Below are 20,903 nucleotides of genomic sequence, written 5' to 3' on the forward strand. Positions count from 1 at the left end.
GACTATTTATGTTTGCCACCTATCCCTACCAGGGCCGCACTTATTCCTTCAACCCACAGGCGCCGCTGGATATTTCCCTGCCCCTGGCGCCCGGCGAGAACCAGGTGAATTGCTTCTGGGCTGAGCCTGTGCAGTTTGATGTGATTCGGGTGGGTAGCTTTGTGGGCAGCGTGGCGGATGGCGGCAGTACCAACTACAAGCGCGTGCACGTTACGCCCCACGGCAACGGCACCCACACTGAGTGCTTCGGACATATCTCGCCGGAGCCCCAGGCCACGCTCAACCGCTGCCTGCGCCGGTTCCTGTTCGTGGCACGGCTGATTTCGGTGCAGCCCCGCCCTCAGCCCAACGGTGACCTGGTCGTCATGCTGGACGATTTCCGGCGTGAGCTGGAAGGCGGCCCGTATGCGGACATTGCTCCCGAAGCAGTTATTCTGCGCACCCTGCCAAACCACAAAGCCAAGCGTGCCCGTCAGTATTCCGGCACCAACCCCACCTATCTGGAGCCCGCCCTAGGCCAGTACCTCGCCGATCAGCACATCGAGCATTTGTTGCTGGACCTGCCCAGCGTAGATCGGGAGGAGGACGAAGGCGCCCTATTGGCCCACCACGGCTTTTGGCAGTACCCTCACGCCACGCGCCACACTTCCACCATCACCGAGCTCATCTTCGTGCCCGATGAGGTAGAGGATGGCTTATTCCTGCTGAATCTGCAAATCACGAGTCTAGAGCTTGATGCCAGCCCTAGCAAACCTGTGCTCTACAGTTTAGGTGGCGCGTAGGCCACTTCTTTTGCGCCTTCGTTATCACCACCCCACCCACACGTCACTCTGAGCAGAGTGAAGGATGACGTGCGGGGTGTTGTGAAGATGGGGCAGTGTTAATCTATGGTCCCCAAACGCGAAAAGGGACGGCCCTTGCGGACAGTCCCTTCTGCTCAAAACTTCGGAGTTACCGAGAGTTATGCGTTGCCGTGTGCTTCAGCCGAAGCCGTAGCCGACGTGTGTACTTCAGCAGCTTCTACAGCACCGGGTACTACCGATACGAACGAGCGGTCTTTGCGGCCCTTGCGGAACTGCACCGTACCGTCGATCATAGCGAACAGGGTGTGGTCTTTGCCGATGCCTACGTTTTGGCCGGGGTGGTGCTTAGTGCCACGCTGACGAACGATGATGTTGCCGGCGATGATGCCTTGACCACCGAAAATTTTCACGCCGAGACGCTTGGAATGCGATTCACGACCGTTGTTGGAGCTACCTACGCCTTTCTTGTGTGCCATGGTATTTTAACTTTTACACTACTAGCGGTTCGCTACTAGCTGATGTTCTGAGGAAAACACCGGTTTTGAACAGCCAGCTAACAGCGAGAAGCCATTAGCTAGTAGCGCAATTAGCCGATGGTGTTGATCATTACTTTGGTGAACTGCTGACGGTGGCCGTTCAGCTTCTTGTAGCCCTTACGGCGCTTCTTCTTGAACACCAAAACCTTGTCGCCCTTTACGTGAGCGAGGATAGTGCCCGTTACGGTCACGTCCAGTTCGGGGGCTCCGATAGAGATGGTTCCTTCGTTTTCGGTCAGCAGGGCTTTGCCCAGCTCCACGGTGTCGCCGACATTGCCAGCCAAACGGTGGGCGTATACAAATTTATTGGCTTCGACCTTAGTCTGCTTCCCGGCTATGTTGACAATTGCGTACATCGGTGTCTTCGCGGTTTCTGAAAAATGGAAGGCAAAAGTAGAAGGATCATTTCACAATTCCAAACCTAACTCACTAAACCTCATTGCTCCCACCACCCACGGCCTCCAGAGGCCTATATGCAGGAACACGCCAGCGCATACGCGAATAGCAAATTTGTGGATAACGAAGATTGTCCACACACAAAATGTGGATAACTTTTATGAAACTGGAATTATCCGGTGTTTAGGCTGCATATTCCAGAGCTATGGTCAATTAGCAGTAGCCTAGCGGTATACACAAAAATTAACACACAAAAAACGTAAATAGCGCGCCGACCTTCCCACAAGAGGGGTTTATCTTTGGCTTCCTGACCTGAGACACTGTTCTGGCAAGCCCCTTCGAACAAACTCCACAGGTTGGGGTTAGAAAGTCGGCCGGATTTCTGGCTGGTTTAGCTACCATACCTTACCTCTACTTTGCTGCCATGGAACCTCTGCTCACTGAGAACCCCAACCGCTTCGTCCTCTTCCCGATCCAACACAATGATGTGTGGCAGATGTACAAGAAGGCCGAGGCCTCGTTCTGGACCGCCGAGGAAATTGACCTAGGCCAGGACCAGAAGGACTGGGACAGCCTCAACGACGGCGAGCGGCACTTCATCAGCCACGTGCTGGCGTTCTTCGCGGCCTCCGATGGCATAGTGAACGAGAACTTGGCTGTGAACTTCATGCAGGAAGTGCAGATGGCCGAGGCCCGCTGCTTCTACGGCTTCCAGGTGATGATGGAAAACATCCACTCGGAAACCTATTCCCTGCTGATTGATACGTTCATCAAAGACCCCAAGCAGAAGGACCACCTCTTCAATGCGCTGGAAACGGTGCCGTGCGTGAAGAAAAAAGGCGACTGGGCTATTAAGTGGATCAACTCGGAGAATTTCACGGAACGCCTGATTGCGTTTGCGGCTGTGGAAGGTATCTTCTTCTCGGGCTCGTTCTGCTCTATCTTCTGGCTGAAGAAGCGCGGCCTGATGCCCGGCCTGACCTTCTCGAACGAGCTGATTTCGCGCGACGAAGGGCTGCACTGCGACTTCGCCTGCCTGCTCTACAAAGACCACCTGAACAACAAGCTGCCCGAGAGCCGCGTGCACGAAATCATTCAGGATGCTGTGCAGATCGAGCAGGAGTTCGTGACGGATGCGCTGCCCGTGAACCTGATTGGGATGAATGCCCAGCTAATGAACCAGTACATTGAGTTTGTGGCCGACCGCCTGCTCGACTCGCTGGGCTATACCAAGATCTACGGTGCCACCAACCCCTTCGACTTCATGGAAATGATTTCGCTGCAGGGCAAAACCAACTTCTTCGAGAAGCGCGTGGGCGAGTACCAGAAGGCCGGCGTGATGAGCGAGCGGACTTCCAATGCCTTCTCCCTCGACGAGGACTTTTAATCGACTGACTGCGAGGCAATACTGGCCTAGGCCAGTCCTCCATGCAACTTATACCAAGGGGGCGCTAATCATACGATTGGCGCCCCCTTGTGCGTTTATAGTAACATCGCATTATTGCCGTCCTGACTGCCCATCATAGGTGCAACTACCCCAAGGCGAGTAGTGCTAAATGAGAAGCTAGAGCTAGTTTCCCTCCTCAGATGAGGAGGGGTTAGCGGTGGTTGACAATCGTTGAACAGCTACTAGCAACTAGCTTCTGGTTCTAAAACTCGTTCTAGGCCACCTCAACCACCCCTAGCCCCTCCTCATCTGAGGAGGGGAACTAGATCTAGTCTGCAATTTGAGTTAGACAAGCTTTTGACAACTGCCATTTATTCCAACGATTTATACTTTCCTTACCTATGAAAAAGGCCACTACCCTTCTGGCGGTACTCCTGCTGAGCAGCAGCCTCGTCTTCGCCCAGAGCGAGTTCAAAAAGCTAAATCAGCAGGCAGCCGATGCCTATGCGGCGAAAAGCTACAAGAGCTCCGGGGAACTGTATGACCAGGCCTTTAAGCAGGCCAAAGCAGCCCCTACCAGCACCGACCTTTACAACGCGGCCTGCAGCTGGGCCTTGGCCGGCAATACCACCAAGGCCTTCCAATACCTCGACAAAGCCACTGTAGCCGGCTGGGAGAACGTGGCCCATGTGAAGCAGGACACCGACCTGACCACCCTGCACGCCGACAAGCGCTGGCTGCCCATGCTCACGAAGCTGCAAGCGGCCGTGGCCAAGGTAGAAGCCAACTACAACAAGCCGCTGAAGCAGCAGCTGGATTCTATTATGGCATCCGACCAAGGTGGCCGGATGAAAATTCAGGAAGTGGAGAAGAAATACGGCCCAAACTCAACGGAGATGACGGCGCTCTGGAAGGAGATTGAGGTTACCGATGCCCGCAACCTGCAGCGTATTACCAAGCTGCTGGATACGCATGGGTGGCCCAAGAAATCGGAGGTCGGGAACACGGGCACGCAAACGGTCTTTCTGGTCATTCAGCACTCCAACCTGCCCACGATGGAGAAATACTTCCCGATGGCCAAGCAGGCCATGGAGCGCGGCGACTTAGCCAAGTCTGCTTTTGCGCTCTTGCAAGACCGCCTGCTGATGTGGCAGGGCAAGCCCCAGATCTACGGCAGCCAGCTCAAAGGCGACGCCAACGGCAAAATGATGTTTCATACCATTGAAGACGAAGCCCACGTAGATGAGCGCCGCGCCGCCATCGGGATGGAGCCCCTAGCCAGCTACGCCAAACGCTTCGGACTGGAGTATAAAGTGCCGGTTAAGTAAGGCAGGTTGTTGGCTTCTGGCACGTCATTCCTCAAGCACGTCATCCTGAGCTTGCGAAGGATCTTGTCACGCGTGAACAACTGGCCTAGAACGGTTTGTGCTGACGTGACAAGATCCTTCGCAAGCTCAGGATGACGTGCTTTGTGTGAAATGGCGTGCTATGCAATTCAGTGCCCTATAGTTCTCCTATATGCTCTACTATACCTACATCACTACCAATCCTGCCCGCAACGTCCTTTACATTGGTGTCACCAATAACCTGGCTACGCGGCTAGGCCAGCACTATGCTAATCGTGGTAACGCTCAAACCTTTGCGGGCCGCTATTTCTGTTATCACTTGCTCTATTTTGAGGAATACCCCAGCAACGCGGCCGCCATTGCCCGCGAGAAAGAGTTGAAGGGCTGGACCCGAGCCAAGAAAGAAGCGCTGATAGCCAGCCAGAATCCCAAGTGGGAATTTCTCACAGCTGGCTGAGGTGGCCTAGAAGGCTATTATCGTGTGGCGCGCTTCTTTCGCACGTCATACACTCCCGCACGTCATCCTGAGCTTGCGAAGGATCTTCTCACGTTAGCACAGGGCGCTAGGCTAGTCGTTCATGCGTGAGAAGATCCTTCGCAAGCTCAGGATGACGTGCTAAAGTGGGACGACGTGTTAGAGGGAATGGTGTGCAGGTGGGGATGACGTGCTAGGGTAGCTTGGCCATTTGTGTTCCGCCTTTTATTTGCCCGATTCTAGGCCACCCCACCTCCACCGACAATACCGATTCTGACGGAAACCAGCAACCTAAAATTTTTAGGAAAGGCAGAACTATATAGTGGACCTCGCGGATACAAAAAGCCGCTGAACTGCACTGTTTTACGCTTATGTGGAAAACTTCTGAAAAGAAGGTTTGTCCTACAGCCCAGATAGAAATATCTTCCGCTATCAATGAGTGTCGCTTGGCTGCAAGCAGGCTCTCTTCGCTCTAGCTCTGAACTATTGCCGGCTCTTGACGGAGCAGGCATCCTCATACTCGAACACCTCAATAACCTGCTACGCTTATGTTGGTACTCAAACGCGACGGCCGCCGCGAATCCGTGAAATTTGATAAAGTCACGGCGCGTATTGAAAAGCTCTGCTACGGGCTGAATCAGAACTTCATTTCGCCGATTGAGGTAGCCAAGAAGGTTATCGATGGTATTTATGATGGCGTGACGACGGTAGAGCTCGACAACCTGGCAGCTGAAACCGCTGCTTCGCTCACCACCAAGCACCCCGACTACGCTATTCTGGCGGCGCGCATTGCCGTAAGCAACCTGCACAAGGTGACCAGCAAGTCGTTCAGCAGCACCATGAAGCGGCTGCACACCTATGAGGACCCCAAGACCGGCGAGAATGCTTCGCTGATTGCCCAGGACGTGTGGGAAATCGTGCACGCCAACGCCGCTACGCTGGACTCGGCTATTATCTATGACCGCGATTATAACTACGATTACTTCGGCTTCAAGACGCTGGAGCGTTCCTACCTGCTGCGCCTCGATGGCAAAGTAGTAGAGCGGCCCCAGCACATGATTATGCGCGTGGCCGTGGGCATTCACAAAGCCGACATTGCCGCCGCCATCGAGACCTACAACCTCATGAGCGAGCGGTGGTTCACGCACGCTACGCCTACGCTGTTCAACGCTGGTACGCCCAAGCCCCAGCTCAGCTCGTGCTTCCTGCTCACGATGAAGGACGACTCCATTGAGGGCATTTATGACACGCTGAAGAACTGCGCCCTGATTTCGCAGTCTGCCGGTGGTATTGGCCTGGCTGTGCACAATGTGCGCGCCACGGGCTCGTACATCAAAGGCACCAACGGCACTTCTAACGGCCTCACGCCGATGCTGAAGGTGTTCAATGACACGGCTCGCTACGTGGACCAGGGCGGTGGCAAGCGTAAAGGCGCTTTCGCGATTTATCTGGAGCCCTGGCACGCCGATATCTTCGACTTCCTGGACCTCAAGAAAAACCACGGCAAGGAGGAGATGCGCGCCCGCGACTTGTTCTTTGCCCTCTGGACGCCCGACTTGTTCATGAAGCGCGTGGAAGCCAACGGCGACTGGACGCTGATGTGCCCCAACGAGTGCCCTGGCCTAGACGAGTGCTACGGCGAGGAGTTCGAGAAGCTCTACACCAAGTATGAGCGCGATGGCCGTGGCCGTAAGACCATTAAGGCCCAGGAGCTGTGGTTTGCCATTCTGGAAAGCCAGACCGAGACCGGCACGCCCTACATGCTGTTCAAGGACGCTGCCAACAACAAGAGCAACCAGAAGAACCTCGGTACCATTAAGAGCTCCAACCTCTGCACCGAGATTATGGAGTACACCGACGAGAACGAAATTGCCGTGTGCAACCTCGCCTCGCTGGCCCTGCCCCGCTACGTACGCCCCGACGAATCGGGCGCGCTCATCTTCGACCACCAGAAGCTCTACGACGTTACGTACCACGCCACGATGAACCTGAACAAGGTCATCGACATCAACTACTACCCCGTAATTGAGGCGGAGCGCAGCAACCGTCGCCACCGCCCCATCGGGCTGGGTGTGCAGGGCCTCGCCGATACGTTTATTGCCCTGCGCATGCCGTTTGAAAGCGACGAAGCCAGCGGCCTGAACAAGGACATCTTCGAGACCATTTACTTCGCGGCCATGACGGCCTCTAAGGACCTCGCCATGCGCGACGACCACTACGAGACGTTCCCTGGCTCGCCGCTAAGCAAGGGCCAGTTCCAGTTCGATATGTGGGGCGTAACGCCTGAGTCGGGCCGCTGGGATTGGGAAACGCTGCGCGCTCAGGTAATGGAGCACGGCGTACGCAACTCTCTGCTGGTAGCACCTATGCCTACGGCTTCTACGGCCCAGATTCTGGGTAATAACGAGTCGTTTGAGCCCTACACCTCCAACATTTATGTGCGCCGCGTGCTGAGCGGGGAGTTCATGGTGGTGAACAAGCACCTGCTCAAGGACCTAGTAAAGCTAGGCCTGTGGAACGACCAGATGAAGAACGCCATCATTGCCGCCAACGGCTCGGTGCAGGACATCCCCAGCATTCCGCAGAACATCAAGGACCTGTACAAGACGGTGTGGGAGATTTCGCAGCGCCGCATCATTGATATGTCGGCTGACCGCGGTGCGTACATCTGCCAGAGCCAGAGCCTGAACCTGCACGTGCTGAACGTGAACTTCGGCAAGCTCACCAGCATGCACTTCCATAGCTGGAAGAAGGGCCTGAAAACCGGCATGTACTACCTGCGCACCAAAGCCGCCGTGGATGCCATCAAGTTCACGGTGCAGAAACAAGCCGCTGAGACCCTGGAGCCGCTGAACGTATCGGCCCAGAACGCCTCAGACATGGCCTGCTCCCTAGATAACCCAGACGCCTGCGAGGCCTGCGGTTCGTAAGAGAAGTATTATACACTAATTGAAAAGGGGCGAAGTAAGACTTCGCCCCTTTTTTTGTGCTTGTTGGAATTCTAATCAGTCTTTTCGCAGAACATGGAAAACCTTCTACAAAGATTTTTAACTTCTTCTCCCGAAAAATATTACAACCAGGAAGCGTACAACACCTACTTCGATTTTCTGAGTGAAAGCTTACGAAAGAATGAAGCAGAACTTCTAAACTTTCTCACCGATAAAGAAGAGGCAATCAATATTTCATATAAACTGCTTGAAACTATCAATGACAAGCCAATACATGAATGCCAAGTAAAAGATACCGACGCTACCTTTATAGACGAGTATATAAACTATAATTATCTGCAATTACTTGATGGCGTATTGCTAATCTATATTCAACTTGCGACCTATATACAATTGGCAAACGAAAACAAACAGACAGAAAATTTAGACCTATATACGTGCATTGGCAAACTGAGTAAGACCAGATTTAATTACCTGTTGCCAGTTTATGAACACACAGTCAGAAACGGCATCGGCCATGGAAAAATAATCTACTGGGAGTCTAAAGCTGATTATATCGATAAAAAGAACAATAAATCAACTCTGTATTATTATCAGTTCATCAGGAAGTTTGATTTGCTCTTAGATATCGTAAACGGCTTTACGTTGGCCTACTTAGCATTTTGGCATAAAAAACTAAGGTTGCGGAAAGTAAATATGCCTCGTCAAATGCTTTTCCAGGAAATAAAGCTGAACAATACATTGCCAACTTGGAAAGTACTGAGTGTCATTGATCAGCAGGTTTTAGAAAAAAAGCAACTAGCTATTAATGTCAATTCTTTCTGTTCATCTCAAGTCGAGTTGCGCGATGAAGCTATAAAAACTGCTGTACATGCATCTCATCTAGCATCTGGGAGATTTGATGAAATTTATTTGCATATCACTCATAATGGATACCATGGGTATGTGAAGTTTGACACTAAGGCTCTTAACAGTATCGAGGGTGCGATTAGTAGCGACGACTTTATCCCCGCTGTCACTGACAGCCTTGAATGGTTCTTTCATGGCTTTGTGGAAAATATGCCAGCAAGTATGGACTCTAATGCATTTGTTTACAATGTCAACCCTGCTAATAGGTTAGATAATGAAGAGTTAATTGATGCATTCTTATACAAAGACATATATCAGTACGTGAACTCATATAATGACTACATGTTGATAAAAGATGCTCGATATGTTTATAGTGGTGTAGAGCGTGATAAAAAACGCATCATAAATTTGATAAAAGCCTCTCTACCTAAGCTTTTAGCTCACACCCGCAGAAAGAGCAAAGAGCTAAATATGGTTAATAAGCATCCACAAATACCCATTAAATACATATGTATTTCAGTGTATGAAGATAACAAGAGAGGTAGAGCATTAAGAAGCAATGGAATCAAGCCGAATTTGATATGCACTATTCAATATAATGCCACTACAACAGGCAGCATAAAGCTGATGGATAGCAAAATCGAGCACTTCCAAGGCGTAGTATTCAACTGGAATCATTACTGGAGAAATGCCGAAGCCTATTACAGAATGTTTCCGGAGAACTGATAGAATCCAGTTCCACCAACTCTAAGCTTCCCCTAGTTGGCACAGTTTTCTATATAGTGTTTTTACACTCCTCTATTCTTTATGAAATACAACGCTACTCTCTCGCTATTGCTGGGCCTAACGCTGACCTTTACCGCTGGCTGCGATAAAGATGATCGGGAAGACACGCCCGAGCCTCTGCCGGAGGCTTCCGCTACCTATAGCCGGTCTATTGTATATCAAGACAACGGGCAGCGCCGGGATACCACGTTTCAGGCGAAGCAGCTGGAGGAGTTTGTTTCGCAGACCACCCAGAGCTTAGTCGTGGGCGTGCAACCCACCACCACTACCGAGGGCATCAACTTCACCTTCGACCGCACTAAGCTGCCCGCGGCTCTCACCGGCACCTACACCCTCAAAACCCTCCGCGACCGGGCCCTCGACGCGGACCTGACCTACTATTACGACCTGCCCGAAAGCCGGGGCGGCGGTACCATCCTATATTTCAGCAGCATACAGCACATCAGCGGCAGCTTCTCCATCAGCAGCTACGATGCGAAGCGGCAGCTCCTAAGCGGCACCTACACCGCCACCCTAACCGGTGCCAGCGACCCCACAGTGGCCTACAGCACCTTCCCCAAGCGCGCGTGCAACATCACCGTTACGGGCACCTTTGCCAACGTGCCCCTCAAGCAAGTAGACTAGCGCCCCTAGGCCACTCCCGAACGCAACAAAGGCTTCCGCTAACCGTGGAAGCCTTTGTTGTGTAAAACAGCCGCTGTTTAGTGGCGCCCGTTGCCTGCAGTGAAGAGCTTTTCCAGCGTGGCACCGCTTCTCCAACAGCGTAGTGGCCTAGGCAGGCACATGACACCCAGTATCCTGTACGTCGGTGAGGGGCGTTGCTGCGTACCAGTAGGAGCCCGGTAGGTGCCGGACAATCCTCCTGTTTTCGTATGCCAGCTCCCGCTTCCTCTGTCCTGCCACGCCCCAAGGTGCTGCTCTTCGACGTAAATGAAACTTTACTGGACCTGAGCAAGCTCAAACGGGCCGTGCCGAAGGCATTCGGCAACAAGCATGCCTTCAAACAGTGGTTTGGCCTGCTGCTGCAATACTCCTTGGTAGATACCGTGATGGGCGCCTATCACCCGTTTGGGCAGATTGCAGAAGCAGCCCTGGACATGACCGCCGATATGCTGGAGGAAAAGCGCCTACCACCCGCCAAAAAGCAGGAGCTGGTAGGCCTGCTGAAGCAGCTGCCCGCGCACAAAGACGTACCACGCGGCCTAGAAATGCTACTGGATGCCGGTTTCCGGCTAGTGGCCTTCACGAACTCCCCACGCGCTACACTGGATGAGCAGCTCCGCTATGCGGGTATTATTCACTATTTCGAGCAGGGCTTAAGCATTGATACGGAGCAGCTCTATAAGCCCCACCGCTATGCCTACCAGGCCGCACTACAAGCCCTTGATATAGGTCCTGATGAGGCGCTTCTGATAGCAGCGCATGGCTGGGACGTAGCCGGGGCCCATCACGCAGGGTTGCGTAGCGGCTTCCTTGCCCGGCCCGGTCAAACTCTCTACCCGCTGGCTCCGCTGCCCACTTATCAGGGGAAAGACCTGCCTACGTTAGCCCGCCAAATTATAGCAGGCCGCTGAGGCTATCTAGAGGGCTACCCTTGCACAAGCTTCTTTTGTCGGCCTTCTGCTTTACTCTGAAGCCAAAAAAGGCCCCTGCGGTTTGCAGGAGCCTTTTTTAAGTCGCGTTGTTTAGTGGCGCCCCTTGCCTTTACCATGCCCATGCCCATGACCTGGAGGAGCGTAGTACACGGGGCGAGCAGGCACGAGCATCACCGGGCCAGCGGGGCGGTAGTAATGTTTGGGTCCTTTGTACTTGTATTTCTTCACAGGATGAGCCTCGCGCACCACCACATATTGGGGAGCGGGCCGGCCGATGTTGATGGTAACCTGGGCGTGCGCCGAGGTGGGGCTCAGGGCCAGAGCAGCTACCGTGAGGCCAGCCGCCGCGAGAAAAGATTTAAGCATATACCAGGGAAGTAGGGAGAGAGAAGCAACCGACACCAAAACCAGCAAACCAATTTCAGTGCAACAGCCGGGGCAAATATGAGGCCAAAATAGAGGAAATATCCTAGTTACAGAACAACAGTATTTCCAGATCAGGTTGAGAGACGCCCGACTTATGGAGCTGGTAGTGCATCAGGCCGCGGATCTAAGCATCTCTGTTACTTCCCTAGGCCAGTTGGCAGTTTGGCTGTGGGATGGGTAGGTTGGCTTCTTTTCGATTAAGGCGCATCTTGCCGGGCGTATTCGTTCTGCGGGTTGCCGGGCCTTCTGGCAGGTAACCATCTTCCTTTTTATTTCCCTCCTGGCTACCGGCCAAGTTTCGCCGCCGTGGTCTTCCTGTTATGCCCGTTTTATACCTAAGCACGCTCAAGGCCCAGTGGGGGCGTACCCTGCTGCTGGTGCTGTTTGCACTGGCCTACGCATCTATCTCCTTCGTCAACCACTACAACTTCCGCACCGCCACCCTCGATTTGGGTCTGATTGCCCAGGCCGTGGGAGAGGTTGCGCAGCTGCGGTGGCCCCAGACCACGCTGCTGCTCGACTCGCCGCCCACGCCCTTTCTAGGCCAGCATTTCAGCCTCACGCCCCTGCTGGCGGTGCCGTTATACTATGTGGTGGGCGGAGCGTGGGCCCTGCTGCTGGTGCAAACCGGAGCGCTGCTACTGGGCGCCTTGGGCGTGTGGCGCTACGCTCAGGCCCAGGGCGCAAGCCCCGGCGTATGCAACTGGGCCCTGGCATTTTTTGCCAGCCAGTGGGGCATCTACTCAGCGCTGAGCTTCGATTATCATGATAATGTAGTGGGTGCCATGGCGCTGCCGTGGCTGGCGCTGTGGGTGGGTCAGCGGCGGGTGGGGCCAGCCGTTGCGGCCGCTCTCGTAGTGCTGCTGAGCAAGGAGAACATGGCCCTGTGGTTGGCATTTGTGCTATTGGGCCTGGCGTGGCAGCACTGGCGGCAGCGGGCTGTAGTCGCTTGGCTGGCAGCCGGCGCACTGGCATCGCTCGGCTACTTTGTGGTGATAACGCAGGTGGTGATGCCCGCGCTGGATGTCAACCACCGGGCTTTCACCCAGGTTGTGCGCTACGCGCATCTGGGCCCTACCCTACCGGCTGCCGTAGCCAACGTGCTGCTGCACCCCCGGCTTTTATGGGACGTACTACTGCACAATACCCTCCCCGATCCGCTCTACGACCACATCAAGCGGGAGCTGTGGGTGGCCATCCTGCTATCGGGCGGGTGGGCGCTGGTCTGGCGGCCGTGGTATGCGCTTATGCTCCTGCCCATTCTGGGGCAGAAGCTCCTCTCCAACGACTTTGTACTATGGGGCATCAATGGGCACTACTCCATTGAATTGGCGCCCGTGCTGGCGCTGGCCGCCACCGACGCGCTATGCTCATGGCGATGGGGCCGCATCCGGCATCTGGCCTGGGCGGGCGCCCTGGCCAGTGTGCTCCTCTTTACCCTCGATACCTTTTCCACGCGCTTCAGCCGGTGGTACACGCCCGTCACCAACAACCCGCTGCTACCGGAGCACTACACCAGCGCGGTTCCCGACCGGGCTGGTCTATGCGCCGCCCTGGCGCAGGTGCCGGCCGATGTGCCGCTGAGTGCCAGCTCCAGTCTGGTGCCGCATCTGCTCAATCGGCAAGCGGTGTATCTGTTTCCGGTGTTGCGCAACGCCCGCTTGGTGGCCCTGCTACGCGAGCCCGGCGAAGCCGCCGCCTGGCCCCTCTCGCCGGAGGTGGCCCGGCAGGCTTTGGCTCAGTTTCAGGCCGATGCAAATTACCGCACCGTATATGAGGACGCGCAACTGGTTGTGTTGGCCCGCCGGTTTGCGCCTACCGATTCGGCAATTACCTGGAAAGCGCAGCCGTAGCCCGCCCTGCCGCTTCCTTGCCCGTATAGCAGCCCTTACCTGCTTCTGAAATACCACACTATGAAACCTCGCCTGATTTGCCACATGATGAGTTCCCTGGATGGGCGCATCATTCTGAGCCGCTGGGGCGCTCAGCCCAATACCAAAGAATACGAAACCACCGCCGCCACCTTTGAGGCCGAGGCCTGGCTATGTGGCCGCGTAACCATGGAGAAAGACTTCACGGATGGCCTAGCGCCTGACCTGAAGCCCGTGACCGAGCCCCTGGACCGCTCCGATTTCGTGGCCGAGCACGGCGCCGAGTCGTTTGCGGTGGCGGTGGATGCGCACGGCAAGCTGGGCTGGGAGTCGGGGTACATTGATGACGACCACGTTATCAGCGTGCTCACGGAGCAAGTGCCCGATGCGTACCTGGCCTACCTGCGCGAGAAGGGTGTCTCGTACATCTTCGGGGGCACCACAGAGCTGGACTTTGCAGCGGTGCTGGAGAAGCTAGGCCAGTTGTTCCCCATCCGGACGATTCTGCTGGAAGGCGGCGGCCACCTCAACGGTTCCTTGTTGCGGGCCGGCTTGGTGGATGAGCTGAGCCTGCTGCACTACCCCGTGGTGGATGGCGCCGCTACCTCCCCCACCATCTTCGAGCAGGGCGAGCAGCCCGGGCCACCCCGGTCATTTAAGCTCTTGAGCGTAGAGCAGCGCCCCGGAGGCATTCTGTGGCTGCGCTACGAGGCCGGAGTGGCCTAAGCCAGAGCTAAAGCTCCCCTCCTTGGAAAGGAGGGGCTGGGGGTGGTTGACCATTTACTAGTGGTAATTTTAAAAGCTGTTCTAGGCCACATCAACCACCCCTAACCCCTCCTTGCTTGATTGCACAACATCATCTGAGGAGGGGAACTAGGTTCTAGCTATCTGATAGGTGTAAATCAGGCTTGCCGAGAGTAGGCCACTTTCCTTAGAGGGCGGCCAGGGCTTCGGTTTTGGGGAGGCGGACTTTTATGGTTCTGATGGCCACGGTGAGCTGATTGTGGGTGGTTTGCACCTGCACCACATAGCGGTACTGCTGCAGCCCTACCGTAACGAGCAGGACGTAGCGGCCAGCCGACAACTGGCGAAAGTCGAAACGATGGCCGTATTCCGTTGCGGAGTAGGCCTCGCTGAACAGGCACTGGCCGCTGCCCTGGCGCATTACCTGAACCTGCCCCAGCTGCTGCGCGGGGTTGCTGATGCGCACCCGAATGCTGTGCTGATCGGCGGCCTGCACCAACACGGGCTGGGGCGTACCCGCTGCAGTACCGGCCAGGGCAGCGCCGGATAGGCCCAGGCCCAACAAGGCGCTCAGTGAGGCGCGCTTTCCAAACTGAAGAAAGCTGTCGGAGAAGGCAATAACCTGAGTCAGGGGCGAAGCGGAAGACAAAGAGCGTTTCATAGGGGGCGGCTGATAATGTGTGCGATTTTGAACAAATGAGAACTACTACAGCCTGGTAGTTTCAAAGCGCAGGCCACTTTCATAATCATCTTTACACAAGCACGTTACTGCAAATCCAGCAATCAACCACAGTGGTAAATACGTCCGATACCGGACGCACTGTTCAGTTATAGCGAGGCCCGCTTTCTGAGCCGGTGGCTACCCAGTACTGGCCTAGGCCAGTGGCTACTGCTACAAGTGGCTTTACCAGGAAACCCAAGAGACTAGGAAGAGAAGCCTAGGGAAGCAACACTGGCCTACAAACCATAGAGTTGCGGGGCTATTTGTGTATCTTCCGTAGTTGGTCAGCAGCTGCTTCTGCCATGGCTATTTCTATTCCTACCGCCACTTCCTCTACCGTTCCGAGGCTACTGGGCCTGAGTATGCCCGCGCGCATGTTGCGGGTGCTGCTGGCAATGGGAGCGGCAACCCTTTGCTACCAACTCGCCCCTCCCGATTTTCGGCCCCTCACTCGCCTGATGATGGCCTGGGATGGTTTTGTGCTGAGCGTGCTGGTGCTGAGTTGGCTGACCATATTCCGGGCGAGCCTACCGGATATCCGTCGGGCCTCCCTGCTCCTGCACCCCGACCGCACCTGGGGCATTCTGCTGGCGCTGACCTTTATTGGTACTACTGTTAGCTTGCTGGCGGTGGTCCTGATGCTGCGAGGCCTCCACGATATGCCGCTCGAAGAGCGCCTGGAGCACATTCTGGTATCGTTGGTGGGCGTAATGAGTACGTGGTGCCTACTGCACACCATGTTTGCGCTGCACTACGCGCATATGTACTTCAGCCAGCAGCAGCTGCCGGGCCCCGACGGCCAGCCCGTGGGAGTAGTTTTTGCCGGCGCTGAGCCGGCTTCGTACTGGGACTTCGCGTATTTCGCCTTCGTGATTGGCATGACGGGGCAAACCTCCGATGTCGTCATCACCACGCTTTCTATGCGCCGGCTGGTGCTGTTTCATAGCGTACTCTCCTTTGGATTCAACACCGCCATCGTGGCCCTGAGCATCAATGTTCTCTCGGGTCTGCTGTAGCCGTGGCCTCGTAGGCCAGCCGGCAAGCCCGACTTTCAGCGTGGCGCGGTGGCGAGTATCTTGAGCCTCAATGCTGCCCACCGGAAAGAAACCTGCTGTGCCCTCGGCGGCCCTATTGGCCTTTTGCAACGCCGTGCCGAACGTATTCTGGTCGGGGCTGGGCCTGACGCCCATCAGCATGTTCTGCTACCAGTGCATGGCGCGCCCGTGGCTATATGGGTTGCTGGCCGCCAGCTTACTGGCCTACGCCATACCAAAAGCGTGGTTCGGGCGCTGGCAGCTCAGCCACCGGCTTGCCGCCTACCAGCGGCTGGGAGTACACTTCGTCAACCGCTTTACCCAGCACGGCGACATCGTGCACAGCCTACTCCGGCGCTGGTATCCGCAGTACCGGCATGTGCGGGGCCGCGCCGCCGTGCCGGCGCTTATCAGTGCCACCTACCACCAGGAGCGGTTTCATCTGGTGGGGCTGGTATTTTTTCTGCTGACTACCCTGTATGCTGCCGCACTGGGCTGCGCAGGCTGGGCTGGGCTGCTGCTCCTCACCAATGTGGCCTACAACCTGTACCCGATGTGGCTGCAGCAATACATCAGGGTGCGGCTCGGTGCCAGCAGCTGCGCCCCCTCCCCACCTCCGCCCAGACCGGCTTAACCTATGTGCATTGCAGGCCCCAGCACCGAAGCAGGCCGGAAAGGCGAGGTAGCACAGGCACTGCGTAATGTTAGTATATTAGCTCCCATCTATACACTAATGTGTTATTTCTAATCCCACTATGTCTACTATCCCACGCCGCTACCTTGCTGCGGCCATACTACTGACGGGTGCCACCGCAGGATTTGCTCAACAGGCCTCTTCTCCCTTGCCGCGCTGGTACATAGGCGCAGCACCAGTACTGGAAGAAAGGGTGTTTGCCATTAGGGGAGAAGCCATTGGCGCATATATTATGGGCGGGATGCTGTACGGCGGCTATGCCCTCGCGCCCGGCCTAACGCTTCAGCTGGGCGTGCTCCACGGCCGGGGCGGCTCTATGGATGATAACTATGCCGACGACGGTACGCCCAAATATGTAAACAACTCCTACAAGGAAAGCGTCTGGGGGGTGCCCTCGTCGTTGCGCTGGCGGCTATCTAAGCCCGAGCGACGTTTTCAGGTAAATGCTTTGACAGGTATTCGGCTATACGCGGTGCGCCAGACCCGCACCTACAACCAGCTACTCGGCAGCACCAGCGCCGATGGCTGGCGACCTGTGCTTTACCACTCTAAAGGAGTAAATGGCTACCTCGATGGTGGCCTAGGCATCCGCTACGCCTGCACCAGTAGGCTCCAGGCCGTAGCCGAAGTATCATTGAATATAAATATGAAGAAAATTTCCTCAAGTTACTTATTTGGCCTAGGACCCGGTGCCAGCAGCCTGTTGGGGCTGCAGTACGCCTTCCGTTAAGCAATCAGGTAGCCTAGGCCAGCACTAAAAAAGCACCCCACCGCGCCCTAGCTTCCAGACAATTAACCTGCAAGAAAGCCAGAGCGTGGTAGGATGCTTTGTGGTAGACCAGTATGACTTAAGGCCGCTTTTTGCGGGCCGGCGCAGGGGTAGCCCGCCGACGATTGGTCGGCTCGGCCTGCACCGAGTCTATGGGGCCGGCTGTCACTTTGCCGCTGGGCACTTCGGGCAGGGGCAGCGTACCGCTGGGCTTCACGTCCGTTGGCGCGGGCACGGGGTCGGCTTTGCCCTGGCCTACGCCGGCGGGCAGCGTCACGCCCGGCATGGGGCTGATGCGCTCCGTGGGGTTGCGGCGCGTAGGCTGCACAGGTGCCCGGTTTTGGGCCGGCGCGGCAGAAAGAGTCAGACTAGATACTAATAAGCCAAGGGCAAGGAAGCGGAGCATACAACTACAGAAGAAAGCGGGTGGAAGATCAGGCACCGCTGGGCGGCAGGCAAGGCAGCAGATCAGGGCTGCCAGCAGGCGGCGGAGGCTGCTTCTGAAGTACGGCTACGCTTTGCGCAAGTTGGGGTCAGCCGGAAAGCACACCCGCGGACTTCTTTCCTTGGGCAGGAAAAAAGTCCGCGGGTGTACACTGGTCACTGAGGCCCAATGGCGGCGGCTCTATAGCATATCGTAGCAAGAGTAGCGGCGCATCCGATAGATTTTGCCTTCCCGCAGTTCAAAAAACAGGCAAACCTGCGCCGATATACGCTGATTGCGCACCAGTGCCCCCACATCATTGATGGCGGTAGCCTGCCACGAACATTCCAGAATCACGGTGCCATCGGGGCTGATCTGCGTATTCTGCACCTCATAATGAGGGTCGCGCAGGAGCTCTCTGGCAATGCGGGCGTTATCCAGAATCTCGGAGAAGGACCGGCGCTGAATGGTTCTGTTTAGTAGGTTAGGATACTCGGTTTGCTCGATGGCAGGATGCAGCACCACAGCGTAAGCAGTACTATCCGTGCTGAACGCTTGCACCAAGTCCAGATACTTATTGATAATAGTAAGCGATTCGTTCATGTTGTTCAGACCTAAATAAGGCGGATGAAAGCCCAATTTAAAAGATGCCCGCGACTAGTTGGCCTCGTCTGGGCAGGGGCCCTGAGTTAGAGATCCGCCGTTTGGTTACAGATGGCAGCAAAACCAACTGTTGGGCATTGAACTTCAATGATTTATATCATGCAAAAATTTACTTCTATACTGAATCCCTCATTTACTGGGCGCGTAGTAATAGGTGGTTTAATTCAGTTGTACCACCTAAAAGTCCACAGCCATGGCTATTCAGAAGTATCAGGATTCTTTTTCTGACCTGTCCTCTTCGAGCTTCAGCACCATGCTCGACCGCTTTTTCAACGACTCGATAGCATCCCGCGGACGTGTGAGCACCTTTTCGCCCCACATAGATGCGTACGAAACTGAGAAAGCCTACGAGATTGAAGCTTCGCTGCCGGGCATGAAGCGCGAGGACATTAAGGTCGATTTCCACCAAGGCCGCCTGACCGTTACCGGGGAGCGACACTTCCGCAATGAAGAGCAAAAGCGCCACTACCATCTGGTTGAAAGCTCCTACGGCTCCTTCAACCGCTCGCTCCAGCTCCCCGACACAGTAGACGCCAGCCATATCAGTGCGGCCTTTGAAGACGGCGTGCTTCGCATCACGGTGCCCAAAGACCAGCAAAAAACCATGCGCCACCGGATAGAAGTGCGTGGCACCCAGGGCAGCCCCTCCGGCGGCCAGAGCGGCCAGATGTCGGAGCGGGTAGGCCAGCAGGCCACCGATGTGCCGGTGCAGTCTGACAGTGGCAGCAACGGCAACGGCAGCCAGAGCGAGCAGAAAACAGCCGGAAACATGCAGGAAATGCAAGACCGGCCCCAAAGCTCAGGCGTGGGCTCCTGAATGCCGTGTAGGAGTGGCCTACACAACCCTTAAGCAACCAGCATGAGAAGCCTGCCCGCCTGCGAGCAGGCTTCTTGCGTGCAGGGGGCTGCTCGTAAAGGTGAGGCGCCCTGCACTTTCTGGTTGCTGCTCCAAAAGCGGCCCATACGGCTCAGCTTGCGCCTTTGGAGCAGCCTCTTCGCCCTTGGGCCCGTACAAAACGGGTAGAAAACAGTCTCTCTCACTTCAATTCCTGACACATGTATCGTTTCCTTTTCTTCTTGCTCTTATGCACGTGGGTGGGGCTAGGCCGACCGGCCGCGGCCTTTGCCGATGAGCTACCGCCTCGCCCTTCGCCGTTTCGCTTTGTAAATGATCAGGCTCAGCTGATGAGCCCCGCCGACGTCCGGACGCTGGAAGGTGGCCTACGGCGGTACGCCGATAAAACCGGCACTCAACTGGTTGTGGTAACGGTGCCCACCCTTGGCGGCCGCGAGGTAGCCGACTATGGCCGGGCGCTAGGCCAGGCATGGGCCGTGGGCAAGCGCGACAAGAACAACGGCATTGTGGTGCTGCTCGGGGCTCAGGAACATAAAGTCACGATTCAGGCCGGCGAGGGGCTGCGTAGCCAGATTACGCCCGAGCTGACCAACCGCGTAATCAACCAGCAGATGACGCCTAGCTTCAAGGAGGGCCGCTATTTTGCCGGGTTGCGCTCGGGCCTGAATGCCCTGATGGTAGCGGCCGACCCCAGCTCCGCTCCGCAGGGTACCAGCCAGAATCAGTCGGCCTCTGCGGCGGGTGCTGCCGGCACTACCCCCGATGCAGGCACCAACGCCACCGGCTCCGGCCTTACGGATGAGCTACCACCCCGCGCCACTACCCCCGATCCGGCCGCGGCCCCTATTCCAGCATACGAGCCTTCCTCCTTTGGCATAGGCAGCCTGCTGATGGGCGCTGCCCTGATTGGAGGTGTGTTGTGGCTGATTTCGCGCTTCTTTAAGCGGAAGCAAGCCCCTGACAATGCGCCCATGGCACAGAGCTACCCTGGCAACAGCCCTGCCCCCGACTTCCTGCCTAACCGCCTAAACACTCCCAGTCAGCCTAACCCAATGCCTAGCTCCGGGCGTGGCCCCAACAACCCGCAAGCCCAAGGTTCCGGTCCCGATTTCTTCCCGAACCGGGGCAACTCGGGCGGGGGCATGGGCATGGGCAGTGGCATGGGGGGCGTACTGATGACGGGGGCCGCCGCCGCCGCTGGTGCCTACCTGGGCAACCGCATGGCTTCCGGCCACGACACCAACACCCCTGCTCACCTGAACAACGACCCCACCCCGGCCCCCGCAGCACCTGACGCCGCTGCTGGCGCGGGCGCCTACACGGCGGGCGGTGGCTTCCCGGCCCTGGGCGGCACCAACGAAGACAACAGCGGAAACCAGGAGTCCGCTCCCGACTACTTCTCGGAAGACAACACGGCCGCGGAGCCCGATTATTTCTCCGAAGACGAAAGCTCCTCTTACGACGACACATCGTCGGATGATACTGGCGGGGGCGGCTTCAATGACGACAACAGCAACAGCGGCGAATGGTAGGCCATTTGTAGGCCTATAGTCTCCTATACGCTTAAACCATAGAGCCCG

At 56.2% G+C, this 20,903-nt stretch carries 21 protein-coding genes; 15 read left to right on the forward strand and 6 right to left on the reverse strand.

All coding sequences use genetic code 11. From position 1 onward, the window contains the following. Positions 1-8: 8 nt before the first annotated feature. On the forward strand, positions 9-782 hold the full coding sequence (locus CFT68_RS17100; protein ID WP_088844732.1) for a cyclase family protein: 774 nt from the start codon (positions 9-11) through the stop codon (positions 780-782). Between the two features lie 179 nt (positions 783-961). On the opposite strand, the gene rpmA is transcribed toward CFT68_RS17100, so the two are convergent. Further along, positions 962-1,279 (reverse strand): 50S ribosomal protein L27, encoded by a 318-nt coding sequence (gene rpmA / locus CFT68_RS17105; RefSeq protein ID WP_088844733.1) that lies wholly within the window; start codon positions 1,277-1,279, stop codon positions 962-964. 110 nt (positions 1,280-1,389) lie between these two features. Continuing rightward, positions 1,390-1,695 carry a 50S ribosomal protein L21 gene (rplU, locus tag CFT68_RS17110; RefSeq protein WP_088844734.1) on the reverse strand — a complete coding sequence of 102 codons (306 nt, stop codon included), beginning with the start codon at positions 1,693-1,695 and terminating at the stop codon, positions 1,390-1,392. Between the two features lie 464 nt (positions 1,696-2,159). Here rplU and CFT68_RS17115 point away from each other — a divergent pair, with 464 nt between their 5' ends. From CFT68_RS17115 to CFT68_RS17145, 7 genes are all read left to right on the forward strand, one after another. Next, the gene (locus tag CFT68_RS17115; RefSeq protein WP_088844735.1) at positions 2,160-3,122 is read left to right on the forward strand and encodes a ribonucleoside-diphosphate reductase small subunit; all 963 of its coding nucleotides are present in this window, start codon (positions 2,160-2,162) and stop codon (positions 3,120-3,122) included. Positions 3,123-3,523: 401 nt separating this feature from the next. Then, complete coding sequence (locus CFT68_RS17120; protein ID WP_245815426.1) at positions 3,524-4,450, forward strand: DUF6624 domain-containing protein; 927 nt, start codon at positions 3,524-3,526, stop codon at positions 4,448-4,450. A gap of 190 nt (positions 4,451-4,640) precedes the next feature. After that, entirely contained in the window at positions 4,641-4,925 is a 285-nt protein-coding gene (locus CFT68_RS17125) for a GIY-YIG nuclease family protein (RefSeq protein WP_088844736.1), read from the forward strand. 566 nt (positions 4,926-5,491) lie between these two features. After that, positions 5,492-7,873: a ribonucleoside-diphosphate reductase subunit alpha gene (locus CFT68_RS17130; protein WP_088844737.1), complete on the forward strand. Its 2,382-nt coding sequence runs from the start codon at positions 5,492-5,494 to the stop codon at positions 7,871-7,873. 93 nt (positions 7,874-7,966) lie between these two features. Then, a complete protein-coding gene (locus tag CFT68_RS17135) occupies positions 7,967-9,466 on the forward strand; it encodes a hypothetical protein (RefSeq protein WP_088844738.1) in 1,500 nt (499 codons plus the stop codon). Positions 9,467-9,547: 81 nt separating this feature from the next. Continuing rightward, positions 9,548-10,150 (forward strand): hypothetical protein, encoded by a 603-nt coding sequence (locus tag CFT68_RS17140; RefSeq protein ID WP_088844739.1) that lies wholly within the window; start codon positions 9,548-9,550, stop codon positions 10,148-10,150. Positions 10,151-10,398: 248 nt separating this feature from the next. Beyond that, positions 10,399-11,100, forward strand: a complete 702-nt coding sequence (locus CFT68_RS17145) for a haloacid dehalogenase type II (protein ID WP_088844740.1) — start codon at positions 10,399-10,401, stop codon at positions 11,098-11,100. Positions 11,101-11,211: 111 nt separating this feature from the next. Here CFT68_RS17145 and CFT68_RS17150 read toward each other — a convergent pair whose 3' ends face one another. Beyond that, entirely contained in the window at positions 11,212-11,487 is a 276-nt protein-coding gene (locus tag CFT68_RS17150; RefSeq protein ID WP_088844741.1) for a hypothetical protein, read from the reverse strand. Positions 11,488-11,867: 380 nt separating this feature from the next. Here CFT68_RS17150 and CFT68_RS17155 point away from each other — a divergent pair, with 380 nt between their 5' ends. Further along, positions 11,868-13,400: a DUF2079 domain-containing protein gene (locus CFT68_RS17155; protein WP_088844742.1), complete on the forward strand. Its 1,533-nt coding sequence runs from the start codon at positions 11,868-11,870 to the stop codon at positions 13,398-13,400. A gap of 60 nt (positions 13,401-13,460) precedes the next feature. Continuing rightward, the gene (locus tag CFT68_RS17160) at positions 13,461-14,144 is read left to right on the forward strand and encodes a RibD family protein (RefSeq protein WP_088844743.1); all 684 of its coding nucleotides are present in this window, start codon (positions 13,461-13,463) and stop codon (positions 14,142-14,144) included. 205 nt (positions 14,145-14,349) lie between these two features. Here CFT68_RS17160 and CFT68_RS17165 read toward each other — a convergent pair whose 3' ends face one another. Continuing rightward, positions 14,350-14,823, reverse strand: a complete 474-nt coding sequence (locus CFT68_RS17165; RefSeq protein WP_088844744.1) for a hypothetical protein — start codon at positions 14,821-14,823, stop codon at positions 14,350-14,352. Positions 14,824-15,185: 362 nt separating this feature from the next. Here CFT68_RS17165 and CFT68_RS17170 point away from each other — a divergent pair, with 362 nt between their 5' ends. The 3 genes from CFT68_RS17170 (at position 15,186) to CFT68_RS17180 (ending at position 17,341) form a co-directional block, all read left to right on the forward strand. Next, a complete protein-coding gene (locus CFT68_RS17170; RefSeq protein WP_088844745.1) occupies positions 15,186-15,899 on the forward strand; it encodes a DUF1345 domain-containing protein in 714 nt (237 codons plus the stop codon). Between the two features lie 70 nt (positions 15,900-15,969). After that, positions 15,970-16,551 carry a glycosyl-4,4'-diaponeurosporenoate acyltransferase CrtO family protein gene (locus CFT68_RS17175; RefSeq protein ID WP_088844746.1) on the forward strand — a complete coding sequence of 194 codons (582 nt, stop codon included), beginning with the start codon at positions 15,970-15,972 and terminating at the stop codon, positions 16,549-16,551. A 121-nt stretch (positions 16,552-16,672) separates the two neighbouring features. Then, positions 16,673-17,341: a hypothetical protein gene (locus CFT68_RS17180; protein ID WP_088844747.1), complete on the forward strand. Its 669-nt coding sequence runs from the start codon at positions 16,673-16,675 to the stop codon at positions 17,339-17,341. Between the two features lie 118 nt (positions 17,342-17,459). Here CFT68_RS17180 and CFT68_RS17185 read toward each other — a convergent pair whose 3' ends face one another. Both CFT68_RS17185 and CFT68_RS17190 read right to left on the reverse strand, forming a co-directional pair. Next, a complete protein-coding gene (locus CFT68_RS17185) occupies positions 17,460-17,786 on the reverse strand; it encodes a hypothetical protein (RefSeq protein ID WP_088844748.1) in 327 nt (108 codons plus the stop codon). A 219-nt stretch (positions 17,787-18,005) separates the two neighbouring features. After that, positions 18,006-18,407 carry a nuclear transport factor 2 family protein gene (locus tag CFT68_RS17190; protein WP_088844749.1) on the reverse strand — a complete coding sequence of 134 codons (402 nt, stop codon included), beginning with the start codon at positions 18,405-18,407 and terminating at the stop codon, positions 18,006-18,008. Positions 18,408-18,660: 253 nt separating this feature from the next. Here CFT68_RS17190 and CFT68_RS17195 point away from each other — a divergent pair, with 253 nt between their 5' ends. After that, on the forward strand, positions 18,661-19,284 hold the full coding sequence (locus tag CFT68_RS17195; protein ID WP_088844750.1) for an Hsp20/alpha crystallin family protein: 624 nt from the start codon (positions 18,661-18,663) through the stop codon (positions 19,282-19,284). 239 nt (positions 19,285-19,523) lie between these two features. Further along, a complete protein-coding gene (locus tag CFT68_RS17200) occupies positions 19,524-20,855 on the forward strand; it encodes a TPM domain-containing protein (RefSeq protein ID WP_088844751.1) in 1,332 nt (443 codons plus the stop codon). The last annotated feature ends 48 nt before the right edge of the window (positions 20,856-20,903 follow it).

Origin of the sequence: Hymenobacter gelipurpurascens (assembly GCF_900187375.1) — a bacterium.
Lineage (GTDB): Bacteria > Bacteroidota > Bacteroidia > Cytophagales > Hymenobacteraceae > Hymenobacter > Hymenobacter gelipurpurascens.